Origin of the sequence: Bacillus sp. UNCCL81 (genome assembly GCF_900112535.1) — a bacterium.
Taxonomy (GTDB): Bacteria; Bacillota; Bacilli; order Bacillales; family Bacillaceae_G; genus Gottfriedia; species Gottfriedia luciferensis_B.
Genome location: NZ_FOMF01000002.1, coordinates 824,485 through 838,018, shown reverse-complemented (window position 1 = coordinate 838,018; position 13,534 = coordinate 824,485). Strand labels below are relative to the sequence as shown.

Annotated in this window: 11 protein-coding genes and 1 riboswitch; of the genes, 10 read left to right on the top strand and 1 reads right to left on the bottom strand. The window is 32.3% G+C overall.

The window, feature by feature from the left end; all coding sequences use genetic code 11:
• The first annotated feature begins 99 nt into the window (after window positions 1-99).
• From BM319_RS04105 to BM319_RS04080, 6 genes are all read left to right on the top strand, one after another.
• Complete coding sequence (locus BM319_RS04105; RefSeq protein ID WP_091021380.1) at window positions 100-804, top strand: HAD family hydrolase; 705 nt, start codon at window positions 100-102, stop codon at window positions 802-804.
• Between the two features lie 387 nt (window positions 805-1,191).
• On the top strand, window positions 1,192-2,631 hold the full coding sequence (locus BM319_RS04100; RefSeq protein ID WP_139226482.1) for a hypothetical protein: 1,440 nt from the start codon (window positions 1,192-1,194) through the stop codon (window positions 2,629-2,631).
• Window positions 2,632-2,813: 182 nt separating this feature from the next.
• The gene (locus BM319_RS04095) at window positions 2,814-3,209 is read left to right on the top strand and encodes a hypothetical protein (RefSeq protein ID WP_091021378.1); all 396 of its coding nucleotides are present in this window, start codon (window positions 2,814-2,816) and stop codon (window positions 3,207-3,209) included.
• Window positions 3,210-3,265: 56 nt separating this feature from the next.
• A complete protein-coding gene (locus BM319_RS04090) occupies window positions 3,266-3,721 on the top strand; it encodes a DUF4240 domain-containing protein (protein ID WP_091021377.1) in 456 nt (151 codons plus the stop codon).
• 340 nt (window positions 3,722-4,061) lie between these two features.
• Window positions 4,062-4,337 carry a hypothetical protein gene (locus tag BM319_RS04085; protein ID WP_069032545.1) on the top strand — a complete coding sequence of 92 codons (276 nt, stop codon included), beginning with the start codon at window positions 4,062-4,064 and terminating at the stop codon, window positions 4,335-4,337.
• A gap of 210 nt (window positions 4,338-4,547) precedes the next feature.
• A complete protein-coding gene (locus tag BM319_RS04080; protein ID WP_175495570.1) occupies window positions 4,548-4,826 on the top strand; it encodes a DUF3892 domain-containing protein in 279 nt (92 codons plus the stop codon).
• A gap of 236 nt (window positions 4,827-5,062) precedes the next feature.
• Here the strand turns inward: BM319_RS04080 and BM319_RS24990 are convergent, their stop codons facing one another.
• Window positions 5,063-5,512 carry a hypothetical protein gene (locus tag BM319_RS24990; protein WP_254664542.1) on the bottom strand — a complete coding sequence of 150 codons (450 nt, stop codon included), beginning with the start codon at window positions 5,510-5,512 and terminating at the stop codon, window positions 5,063-5,065.
• 242 nt (window positions 5,513-5,754) lie between these two features.
• Here BM319_RS24990 and BM319_RS04070 point away from each other — a divergent pair, with 242 nt between their 5' ends.
• The 4 genes from BM319_RS04070 (at window position 5,755) to metH (ending at window position 13,430) form a co-directional block, all read left to right on the top strand.
• Window positions 5,755-6,051, top strand: coding sequence for a hypothetical protein (locus BM319_RS04070; protein ID WP_069032547.1), 297 nt, complete (start codon window positions 5,755-5,757; stop codon window positions 6,049-6,051).
• A gap of 14 nt (window positions 6,052-6,065) precedes the next feature.
• Entirely contained in the window at window positions 6,066-7,931 is a 1,866-nt protein-coding gene (locus tag BM319_RS04065) for a terpene cyclase/mutase family protein (RefSeq protein ID WP_091021375.1), read from the top strand.
• Window positions 7,932-8,044: 113 nt separating this feature from the next.
• Window positions 8,045-8,148: riboswitch (SAM riboswitch) on the top strand.
• An 81-nt stretch (window positions 8,149-8,229) separates the two neighbouring features.
• Window positions 8,230-10,056: a bifunctional homocysteine S-methyltransferase/methylenetetrahydrofolate reductase gene (locus BM319_RS04060; RefSeq protein WP_069032549.1), complete on the top strand. Its 1,827-nt coding sequence runs from the start codon at window positions 8,230-8,232 to the stop codon at window positions 10,054-10,056.
• Entirely contained in the window at window positions 10,053-13,430 is a 3,378-nt protein-coding gene (gene metH / locus BM319_RS04055) for a methionine synthase (protein WP_091021374.1), read from the top strand. The genes BM319_RS04060 and metH overlap by 4 nt, the downstream gene beginning before the upstream one ends.
• The last annotated feature ends 104 nt before the right edge of the window (window positions 13,431-13,534 follow it).

The following is a 13,534-nucleotide window of genomic DNA, read 5'->3' as shown; positions in this document are numbered from 1 at the left end:
CTTAGCAAATTAGCATATATAATTAGTAAAGCCGAATCCATAGGCGTTTGTAAAAATTAATAACTATATGCTTCAGTTGGAAAGTGAGATAAATTAATTATGAAATATGATTTAGTTTTTGATTTAGACGATACATTAATTCAAACCCAAGCCGCATTTCGGCATAATGTAGATTTATGTTCGAATCTAGTACATCAAGCGCTAGATGAAAAAGTAATAATAAATGACATTAAAGAAGTTTTTAATAAAATTGATCTAGAACTAATAAAAGAATTGGGTTTCAGTAAAACACGATATCCTTATGCATGGGAATCAACTTTAGATTTATTGGCAACTCGTTTTAATATAGAGATCTCAAGTATTGTCAATGATCAATTACAATCATTAGCAAAAACGATATTTAAAGTAAATATTCCACTGCAAAATGACACGTTTATAATAGAAGAATTATCAAATCGCAAAGATGTAGCAAGTATGACTATATTGACTTTAGGTGAAAAGGACGTACAATCAAAGCGAGTAATGGATACTGGTTTAGTACATCATTTTGATAACGTATTTATAACAAGTAAAAAAGATAAAAGTACCTATCTTGAGTTAAATGAAAAATTAAGTAATCCAGTTATGATCGGTAACTCTCTTAGAAGTGACATTGTCCCTGCTTTAGATGCAGGGATGAAAGCAATTCATATTATAAGAGATTCATGGTCTTATGACGAAATAGAACATAATCATAGAATAGATAGTATTAAGTCATTAGTCGAGATTAAATTACTTTTATTTGGTAATTTGGTAAAACTCTAAAGGGTGTTTTTTAGTTCGTTTTATTGATTGATAGTTCAATTAACATTACTAGCTAATAAGTAATTATTAAGTATGCATTAGTAGGATAACAAATGGAGGATAATCATTAATCGATCATCCTTTATTTTATTTTTAGATGGATAATTGAATATGGTTTATGCAGAATTATTATTCAACATAATGGCAGGAAAGTTGCAGCAGAAAAGGATAATTAACCTAATATTTTTTGGTAACTTTTAATCCTTATGTATTTAAATGATAGATTATCTTTTTTAATTTAACATTAGATTTCATACTTTCGGATTAGGGCAATTCTATTCAAAAATGTAATTTTACATATATTCCCATATAACATGAGGTGGTATACTTATTTTGGGAGGGGAAGAAATGAAAGATTTAAAAAGGATCATTATCACGCTAATCACCTTGTCATTTTTAATTACTACTTCACATGTATTTGCAATGGATATGGGAACTGGTGAAAAGGGGAGCGTAACGAACCTAAATGCTACACATAAAGACCATATTGTTACACTTACATGGGATTGGAATGCAAGTGATAGTTACACAATTGAACGTAACGGTGAAATTTTAGATAATGACGTTTGGGGTAGTGGGGAATATAAAGATTCAAATTCAGTGCAAGATGATATTACATATACTTATACGATTTGGGCAAATGGGTTTGATGATAAAAAATCTGTAACAATTACGATTGAAAAAGATACAACGCCACCACCAAATGTTATTTTTGATGATTATCCAGTCATTGATAATCATTTTATTCGTTTTGCATGGCGAAACCCAACATACACACCAGATTTAGAGTCTGTAGACATTTATATGAATGGAGAATTGTTAACAAACTTGGGTACTGGTGCATTAAATGGCGGTGTTTATACCGCAAATAATTTAGAAGCAAATACTACTTATTTGTTAAAATTATGTCCAAAAGATAAATTAGGAAATGTAGTCCCATATATAGATTGTTCACAAAAAACGGTTAAAACAACGAATGAGAACAGACCTCCAGGTGAAATTAAAAATGGTAGGATCCAATATGTACAAAAAAATCTCATGTACAATATGGCCACAAGAACAGACTCTAGCGATAAGTATATGGATTTCTCTTGGGATTCCCCATCAGATGCAGATTACGTTGGAACTTATCTAACATTGCCTAATGGGAAAAAGATTTACATTCCAGGAAGGCCTAATTACGGTGGTTTTTATGAATACAAACCTGACACGGTATTTAAGGAACAAAAGTTTATTCTTCAAACTGTAGATTATAATGGAAACATCTCAAAAGGAAAAACATTAATTTGGGATAATCCATTACCACCAGGTCCTGTAACGAATGTAAAAATTAAAGAAACGAATGGGATCGTTACAGTTTCATTTACGCCACCAGTAGATCATGATTACAGTTTTACAAGAATTATCTTACCTAATAAAAAAGAAATTGGTTTAAATAAAGGAACAAACACTTATAGTTATAAAGGGAATTTAGTAGTTGGACAATCCTATAATTTTGTATTCTCTACGTCTGACGTAGATAAACTATCAGTGTATGCTCATTACTCACCAGAAGTAACAATTACGATAACACCGAAAGCTACAGTGGTTAATAAATACTATTATTTGAAATCAGCGGCTACTCTTAGAACACTTTCGGATGGTAAAGGGAAGGTAGTAAAATCAATTCCAAAAGGTAAGAAGATATACGTTATTAGCTCCGGGTATGGCTTGAAACATGATTATGTTTATGTAAAGTATTCAAATAAGTATACCGGCTATATTACGAAATCCACCGTGAAATTTTAGGCTCTCTTAAACTTAAATGTTGATAGTTGCGTACTGAAAAAGACTGTTAATTATGATATTATCCCCTTATAGTAGACACGCGAAAAAACCTATCCGTTAAAATGGATAGGTAGTCTACTATAGGGGGATTTTATTATGGCTTTAAAAGGAACAAACGGTAATAGACGGAGGATCTAAAAAATATGAGTAAAAAAGGTATTGAACTTGGAGATATCTATGCATGTAAATTACCAGATGGAAGATATGGAACGATTAAAGTTATAAATAGAATAGAAAAGTCATATTTAATTTTTGTTTCAAAGTACATTGACATTAATTTACCAACCATAGAAAACAAAGAAATAAATGAGATTTTGAGATCAAATAGATTTCTATATGAAAATGAAGAAGCTTTACTTTGGAAAGATGGAAAGATGTACAAAGATATGATTTATATAGGGAATTCTCCTATTTCGGATTATGAAAAAAGATTAGTCAGTTCATCATACGGAGGAAAGTGGCATCCAAGTATTGCTAATCCAGTATATTATGAAGGCGCTGGTTACATGACAGAGAAAATTTTGAAAGAGAAGTTCTAGAAAGTCAAAAGATAGAAAGAGAAGAATTTCTAAATAAACCTCAAAAATCTAAAAAAATGATGAACGAAGAAACATTTTGGTCAATCATTTCACTTCTGGATGTAGAATGTTCAATTGATGGTGAAGAAATCATTCAACCAGCCGTAGAAGTGCTTACTAAAATGAGTGTAAAAGATATAAAACAATTCGAAGAAACACTTTCATATAAATTATATTTACTAGATACGAAAGAACACGCAAAAAACATAGGCGAAAATTCATACAGTGAAGATGATACATCGCATTTTTCACCAGATTTATTTTTGTATAAAAGATGCTTTGTAATATCTAAAGGAAAAGAGTTTTATGACCATACATTGAATAATCCGATCAATATGCCAAAAGATTATTCCTTTGAAATGTTACTGTCCTTAGCTTCTGTTGCATATGAAATGCGAATGAAGAAAGAGTTTGAATATATACCAGGTTGCGATTATGAAACTTTCTCTAATTTGGAAGGCTGGAAATCATAAAATAACTTGGTTCTTATATAACTACCTTGTTTGTTCTATTTGTAACGATTTTACTTATATTTTTAAAATCTACTAATTCTATATTACTGTCCTTTAAAAACTAAAGGAAGTTTTACATATATGGTTCAATACTTTTATTCATTAGTTGTGTATGCATTAGTTAAGTCATTTAATTGAAGAGAACATGCTATCGTTGAAAATCATGAGTAGCCCAGTGTGGCTCTTTTTTTAAAAAACATAATGACAGTTTAGCTGAACAAAGAAACCGAAAAATGGAAATATATGTTAATATATTAAATAGCAAACATAAAAAATAATAATTATTAGAAGAGGTGAAACAATGAAAAATTTCAGTTCAATTTCACTAATATTATTAATCATTGGATTGGTATTGTTTGGAATAATTTATGTTGTTCCAGGCTTCAACGAACTTATTGCTTTAATTGGTTTTATATTGTTATTATTCGGAGCGATCTGTAGCTTTATAGCAATTTCCAAAAGAGAAAGAGGCAACACAAAGTTTTTTGCAGTATCGTCGTTTTTTATCATATTTTTATTGATTACTTGGTTTGAACCTTTTCTAATCCTACGTATGTTAACTTGGATTAAAAATTAAAAAACGAAATAGCTTCTAACCAACTAAGCATGCAATTCTTCTATTAAAATTAGAGAATTTAATTAAGATGTACAGACTGGAAAATCAGGGGGATTTCACTTTATCCTTCATCTTTGACTAATTAGTTTTACATCCTTTATCAAGTGGCAAAACTAATGATAAAAGGAGGATGTAAAAGTGACTCAAGATCGATTTGAAGAAGCATATGAAATGTATAAAAATCAAAGTGATGACGAACAATTGATGGAAGATGAATCAGTAAATCAGGACAAGGAACATATTGTTGCTGTTCGTAAAAATGAAGATGGTGATTTAATTGGTTTTAGAACAAGTTTTAATCGTGAACTAGATTATCTTCAAGCTCTGCAGGAAGCAAAAAGTGGAAATTTAGCACATGTAGATGTAATCCATAAGTATGGTCGTGACATCCTTAGAAGTGAACCGGATGGTATAACAGAGAATAATTTGAGTAATTTACCAGAGTTTTAAGACTAAAAAGCCTATAAAAAATGAAGTAAACCCACTAGGGAATTTTCCTCGTGGGTTTTTTATTCGATCTACTCATTTGTCGTCAATCTTGTAATAGAAGTCAAATGAAATTGAGTGAACAAAAAATTATAGAGTTCAATATCAACATTCTCAATCATGATGAGGCATCTTCTATTTAAATCTTAGTATAGCTTGTCCACACTTTTAAAATATTAGTCTATAAGTGGGGAAGTCACTTATTCAGTTTGACTAAGTCTATTTAATCTTGGCAATTGGAATTGTGCAGCGTTTGCTTCTTCAGTTCCAGCGCCTTCGTTGTGTTCGGAATCTGTTCTGATTCTGCTTCTTTTGATTTTGCTGTCTCTGATTTTAATTCCTTGCTGTCCGCCTAATTCATCGTTATCTCTTCCAGCAATACCGCTTCTACCATTTCCATCTGCAAATTGTGAACGATCATTTGCTGTTTGGCTATTGTCTCTAGCATTTTGTCCGCCTTGATTTGCGTTCATTCCAACATTTCGATTAATTTGTCCTCCGCCTTCAGCTCTTTGTTCGACCTGGATGCGATTCTCTTTAATTTCAATGTTGAAAAAATTAAAATTGATTGAACCATCTGGATTAGCTGCTGCAAGCACCTCTTGAATTTCTTCTTTTAAAGCTTTGAAATCTTCAAATTCTGCTGCCATTGTAAAACACTCCTTTCTATCAATACTCTCACTATATTCACTTTTAATAGTTTCTGATTAGACATTTAATAGATTAGTCAATATATTAAATATTTTTGAGAAAAAAGTTTAAAGTAAATTATTTATTTCCCCTGAAATTCCCACTAGAAAATGTTGTTTTTTTCAAGTAACAGTTACTAATTACACAGAATAATTCATTATTTCACATTTAAATCATAGATTAATAATGGAGTGTGATCTAATTGAATCCTTTTTTAATAAAAATAGTGAAATCATTTTGCGGTGTAATTGTTATCGATCTGTTATTACTTATTTATTGCTTGTTACTAGGTAGCTATTTTCATATTTTACATTCATTTACTTGGTTCGGATTTAAAATAATTGTTTTACCTTTTAGTCTATTAGCATTTATTATTTCAATTGTTTATTTTAGTAAAAAGATAGAAGTCGAAGTATCAGAAGAAATTGATGAACTTGAAGAAATTGAAATTGAGCATTCAACAAGAATGGAAAAATACCATCAGCCAGAAAAAAATTGAACTGAGGTGGTAAAATGGACCTCGAAAATATTGTTTTACGAAATATTGAAGAGCGGATCAAACGTCTAAGAGCGAAACAAGATGAAGATGGTTCTTGGGAATATTGTTTTGAAGGTTCATTAATGACGGATAGTTTTATGATTTTATTAATGAATGATCTTGAATACAAAAATCAAAAGGTAATTAATGGGATTATTGATCGAATCATTAATCTTCAGCATCCGAATGGAGCTTGGAAATTATACGAAGATGAAAAAGATGGAAACATAAATGCAACAGTACAAGCTTACATAGCTTTATTAATCTCAAAAAAGTATTCAAAAGAACATTCGAGTATGAAAAAAGCTGAAAAATTTATTCGTGAGAACGGTGGTATTAAAAAAACACATTTTATGTTAAAAATGATTCTGGCTACTCATGGTTTGATTGAATATCCAAAATTATTTTATTTTCCAATGAGTTATTTTTTGCTCCCAGATAAAATGCCGTTAAGTTTATTTGATTTAAGTAATTATGCTAGAGTTCATTTAGTTCCAATGATTCTTTGTATAAATAAGCGATTTAAATTGAAATTGGATGACGATCTAAATATCGATCATCTTCTGGAAACTAGCGAGGTAGATTGGTTTTACGAAGAACGAGGGAGTTTTTATCAATTTTTACTTGAAGAAGGTAAGAAGCTAGCTTCATATCCTCTCTATTTTCACCAAAAAGGATATGAAAAGGCTGAAAGATTTATTCTGGATCGTATCGAAACAAATGGAACTTTTTATAGCTATGCTAGTTCTACATTTTATATGATTTATGCTTTAATGGCTTTAGGCTATGAATCTACTTCATCTGTCATTCAAAATGCACTACAAGGACTTCTTTCGTATGCAACCGATACAGAAGCCGGACTTCATATTCAAAATTCGCCATCAAAGGTTTGGGATACTGCATTATTGTCATATGCAATTCAAGAAGCTGGTTACCAAATAAATGATCCGATTGTTGCGAAATCAATTAGTTATTTAAGTAAAAAACAACAGAATTTGAATGGTGACTGGAAGGTTCATGCTAAAAATTTAAGTCCTGGTGGTTGGGGCTTTTCTGATGTTAATTCGTTTATTCCAGATAATGATGATACTGGAGCAGCTTTACGTGCAATTACAAGAAGTGCTTTGGATCAGTCCACATTACATGAAAGTTGGTTAAGGGGTGTTCATTTTTTACTTGGACTTCAAAATGACGATGGTGGTTGGGGAGCTTTCGAAAAAAATGTAACAAATAAATGGTTAACATTATTACCAATTGAAAATGCAAAAGGTGCAATTATCGATCCTTCAACTGCAGATTTAACTGGACGTATTTTAGAATTTATTGGAAATTATACGACGGTTTCAAACGATGATCCGATTGTGAAAAAGACGGTTAATTGGCTTTTAAAAAACCAAAAATCAAATGGTAGTTGGTATGGTAGATGGGGTATTTGTTATATTTATGGAACTTGGGCAGCGATTACTGGCTTAAGAGCCGTTGGAATTCCTAAAAATCATGAGGTGATTAAAAAAGCTGAAAAATGGTTAGTTAGTATTCAAAATGAAGACGGAGGTTGGGGAGAATCGGGTCTTTCAGCTGTTAAAAATAAATATATTTCTTTAAAATATAGTACACCTAGCCAAACAGCATGGGCAGTTGATACTTTACTTTCAATTCGTAATAAGGAAGATGAAGTAATTAGAAAAGGGATTAAATTTTTAACTACTCAAAGTGAATTGACTAATAAAGCATTAACTTATCCAACTGGATTAGGTTTACCTGGTCAGTTTTATATTCACTATCATAGCTATAATGAAATTTATCCGCTATTAGCACTAGCACACTTTAAAAATAGTTAAATAATACTATTATGTAAACAAAATATATTTATTTTTGGAAATCTTTCCATAAATGTCTTTTCTTAATCATATAAATATAGTAAACTGTTTTTATATTAAATATAACTAAATAATCCTTATCGAGAGTGGTGGAGGGACTGGCCCTTTGAAACCCGGCAACTTTAGCGAAAGCTAAAAAGTGCTAAATCCAGCATGTTTAAAACATGAGAGATAAGGCGTAATCTGTACTTAAACGTCATTCTCTCATTTTTTTTGAGGGAATGGCGTTTTTTATTTTATCTAAATGGGAAGTGATTGAATGGGTTTATTAGAAAAGTTAAAAGATGGAATTGTTTTAGGTGACGGTGCAATGGGAACGCTTTTGTATTCTGGCGGACTTCACAGCTGTTTTGAAGAACTTAATATTACAGAGCGTGATCGAATCATTCATATACATGAACAATATATAGATGCTGGCGCAGAAGTGATTCAAACTAATTCGTACGGTGCTAATGCTGGAAAACTGAGACAATATGGATTAGAAAAGCTGGTTAAGCAAATTAATCAAATGGCTGTTAGAAATGCTAGAGCGGCTTCAAAAAGAAGAGCATTAGTAATTGGCGGTATAGGTGGAATGAAATATGTAGGTTCTACTTTTACGACAGCTTTAGAACGTGAAATGATGTTGCTTGAGCAAGCTTCAGCTTTACTAGAAGAAGGCGTAGATGGGATCATGCTTGAAACATTTTATGATGAAAATGAATTATATGATGCTGTAAATCTATTAAGAGGAAGAACGGATTTACCGATCATTGCACAAGTAACACTACAAGAAATTGGTGTCATGCAAAGTGGTCAATATATCGAAAAAATTCTTCCTAATTTAATCGATTTGGGTGCAGATGTTGTTGGAATCAATTGTCATCTAGGACCACTTCATATGTTGGAGTCATTAAATACTGTCTCATTACCAACGAATGGTTACTTATCGGCATTTCCTAATTCGGGATTACCACTATACAATGAGGGAAAATACGTATACAAATCGAATCCAGAATATTTTGAAGATATGGCAAAACCATTTATTGAACAAGGTGTAAGACTTATCGGTGGATGCTGTGGTACAACACCAGCACATATCGCTGCTTTACGAAGTAAGATTGATACTTTACAGCCTGTTACAAAAAAAGATGTAAAAAACAGAACAATAAAAATTACAATCCCTAAGCAAGAAGAACAAAAGAATGAAACATTAGCAGAAAAGGCAAAAAAGAGAACGACGATTATAGCAGAGCTAGATCCACCAAAAACATTACAAACAAGAAAGTTTTTTGAAGGAGCGAAAGCATTACATAGCGCAGGGGCTGATGCAATTACGCTAGCAGATAATCCATTAGCTTCACCTAGAATTTCGAATGTGGCGATGGCATCACTTCTTCAAAGATTGGATGTACCAGTTTTGACGCATTTAACTTGTAGAGATCGTAATATGATTGGACTTCAATCTCATTTAATGGGACTTTCAACTTTAGGTTTAAATGAAGTTCTTGCAATAACAGGTGATCCAGCAAGAGTAGGCGATTTTCCAGGTGCAACTTCAGTATATGATGTAGCATCACTTGAACTTATTCGAATGATTAAGGAAATGAACGATGGAAGGTTATATTCTGGTAAAAGTTTAGGAACTGGAACGAGATTTTCTGTCGCTGCTGCTTTTAACCCGAATGTTCGAAAGTTTGATGCCGCAATTAAAAGGCTTGAGAAAAAGGTTGAGGCGGGAGCGGATTACTTTTTAACTCAGCCAATTTATGATTTTGAAACGATTGATAGGTTATATGAATCAACTCGTCATATTAAACAGCCAATTTTTATTGGGATTATGCCACTAGTTAGTAAGAAAAATGCTGATTTTATCCATTATGAAGTTCCAGGAATTACATTATCCGATGAGGTAAGAAACAGAATTTCATCAGTTGAACCTGAGAGAGCAGTTGATGAAGGTAAAAAAATTGCAAAAGAGCTTATTGATTATGTAAAGGATAAATTTAACGGCATTTATTTTATCACTCCATTTTTGAAGTATGAAATTACAGAGGACTTAATTCAATTTACTAAAAGCAGCAATAAAGAGGAGATTCAACTATGAAAACATTAGACGTAGCATTAAAAGAAAAAATATTACTTCTTGATGGAGCAATGGGAACGATGATCCAGCAAAGAGATTTAACAGCAGATGACTTTGGTGGAGAAGAATATGAAGGTTGTAATGAATATTTAGTTGTTACAAGACCAGATGTTATACAAGAAATTCATGAGGAATATATATTTGCTGGGTCTGACATTATCGAAACGAATACATTCGGAGCAACAAATATTGTTTTATCGGATTATAATTTACAGCATTTAGATATTGAACTAAATGAAATTGCAGCAAGTATTGCAAAGCAAGCTGTTGTGGCATCCGGTAAAGATGTATATGTTGCAGGTGCGATGGGGCCAACGACAAAAGCAATTAGTGTAACAGGTGGTGTGACTTTTGATGAATTAATTACTGCTTATAATCGACAAGCAACTGGATTAATAAATGGTGGTGTAGATGTTTTATTAGTTGAAACTTGTCAAGATATGAGAAATGTTAAAGCTGCTTGTATTGGGATTAGTAATGCATTTAACGAATTAAATAAAAAATTACCAGTTATGATTTCCGGGACGATTGAACCAATGGGGACAACATTAGCAGGTCAAACAATTGATGCTTTTTATTTAGCCATTGAACATATTTCTCCTATTTCAATTGGATTAAACTGTGCAACAGGACCTGAGTTTATGAGAGATCATGTTCGTTCATTGTCAGAACTATCTGAGACTTTTGTTTCATGTTATCCAAATGCTGGTTTACCAGATGAAGATGGACATTATCATGAGTCACCAGAATCTTTAGCACACAAAGTACGCGATTTTGCTGAACAAGGTTGGATTAATATTATCGGTGGTTGTTGTGGAACAACTCCTGAACATATTAGGGCAATGAAAGATGCGGTAAATGGAATAACTCCTCGTCAACCTAAAAAAAGAGAGGATCATGCTGTTAGTGGTTTAGAATCACTTCGATATGACGATAGTATGAGACCACTTTTCGTCGGCGAAAGAACAAACGTTATTGGATCACGTAAATTTAAAAATTTAATTGCAGACGGAAAATTTGAAGAAGCTTCAGAGATTGCTAGAGCTCAGGTGAAAAAAGGTGCCCATGTCATCGACGTCTGTATGGCAGATCCAGATCGTGATGAAGTTGAAGATATGGAAAATTTCATTAAGCAATTAGTTAACAAAGTAAAAGTACCCATCATGATTGATTCAACTGATGAAAACGTAATTGAATTAGCACTAACTTATATTCAAGGTAAAGCGATTATTAATTCGATTAATCTTGAAGATGGGGAAGAGCGATTTGAGAAGATTTTACCTTTCATTCATAAATATGGTGCTGCAGTTGTAGTTGGTACGATTGATGAAGATGGAATGGCTGTATCAGCAGAAAGAAAATTGGAAATTGCAAAAAGAAGTTATCAACTATTAACTGAAAAATATAAAATTCGTGCGACAGATATCATATTTGATCCACTTGTTTTCCCTGTTGGAACAGGTGATACGCAATATATCGGTTCTGCAAAAGCGACAGTTGATGGAATTAAATTAATTAAAGATGAATTTCCAGAGTGTTTAACGATTTTAGGTTTAAGTAATATTTCATTCGGATTACCAAATGCTGGTCGAGAAGTGTTAAATGCCGTTTTCTTATATCATTCTACAAAGGCTGGTCTTGATTATGCGATTGTAAATACTGAGAAACTAGAACGATTCGCTTCAATTCCTACTGAAGAACGTGAACTTGCTGAGAATTTATTATTCCATACGTCTCAAGAAACATTAGATAAATTTGTTGAGCATTTTAGAAATTCAGTAAAGAAAGAAGAAAAACCGAAAGAACAGCTTCCAATTGAAGAAAGATTAGCGGCGTGTGTAATTGAAGGTTCAAAGCAAGGATTAATAGAGGATCTTCAAGCTTGTCTCGACCGTGGTGACATACCGTTAAATATTATTAATGGTCCACTAATGACTGGGATGGATGAAGTTGGAAGACTTTTCAATAATAATGAGCTAATCGTAGCTGAAGTATTACAAAGTGCAGAAGTAATGAAAGCATCTGTAAACTTCTTAGAGCAATTTATGGAGAAAACGGAAAGCTCTAGAAAAGGGAAGGTTATTTTAGCTACAGTTAAAGGTGATGTTCATGATATCGGAAAGAACCTAGTTGATATTATCTTGACGAATAACGGATTTGATGTTGTCAATTTAGGTATTAATATTCGTCCAGATGATTTAATTACAAAGATTCGTGAAAACAAACCAGACATTATTGGATTATCAGGCTTATTAGTAAAGTCAGCTCAACAAATGGTTATTACTGCTGGGGACTTAAAAAGTGCAGGGATTGACACACCAATATTAGTAGGTGGGGCTGCATTAACTAGAAAATTTACTGAAAACCGTATTCAGCCAATTTACGATGGATTAGTTGTTTACTCAAATGACGCGATGACTGGTTTAGACTTAGCAAATAAAATTGTTAATCCTAATGAATTAAAAGCATTAGAAGAAAAGAAAAAGGCAATTAAAAAAATAGACAATGTTATTGAATTACCTGTTCCTGAAATTAATACAACAAGATCAGCAATACAGAAGTCAGATTGCTTAGTTCCTTCATCATTAAGTAAAACAGTCATAAAAAATATTCCGGTAGCTCAAGTGGCACCATTTATTAATTATCAAATGCTTATAGGTCATCACTTAGGTGTTAAAGGTAAATGGGAAAATCAAGAGCGTGGCCAAGAGTTATATGAGTTAGTGCAAGAATTCTTAAAAGATGGAAATGAATATTTTGACTGCCAAGTAATCTATCAATTTTTCCCTGCTCAAAGTGATGGCAATGATGTCATTATCTATGACTCTGAAACGAAAAAACCGATTGAACGTTTTCAATTTCCGAGACAAAGAAAAGAACCAAATCTTTGTATCAGCGACTTTTTAAATCCTGTTGGTGAAGAGATGGATTATGTTGGATTCTTCTCTGTTACATCGGGTCCACGAGTAAGAAATATCGCCGAAAGATTGAAACAAGAAGGGGAGTATTTAAAGAGTCACGTTTTATTCTCATTAGCTTTAGAATTAGCAGAAGGATTAGCCGAAAAAACTCATAAGCTGATGAGAGAAAAATGGGGATTCCCAGACCGTCCAGATTTCACAATGTCTGAGCGTTTTAAAGCAAGATATCAAGGAATTAGGGTTTCATTTGGTTACCCTGCTTGTCCAAACCTAGAGGATCAAGAAAAGCTATTTAAGTTAATTAACCCAAATGAAATTGGGATTAATTTGACAGAAGGATTTATGATGCTACCAGAAGCATCTGTAACTGCAATGGTATTCTCGCATAAAGATGGAAGATATTTTTCAGTTTAATATCTGAGAATAATTATTCAATTGATTCAATAAAACCAAAATTTAGTTTAGATATTTCAAATAGGTAGTAGAAATAGTTCATGCATCAATCTACTACCTTTTTC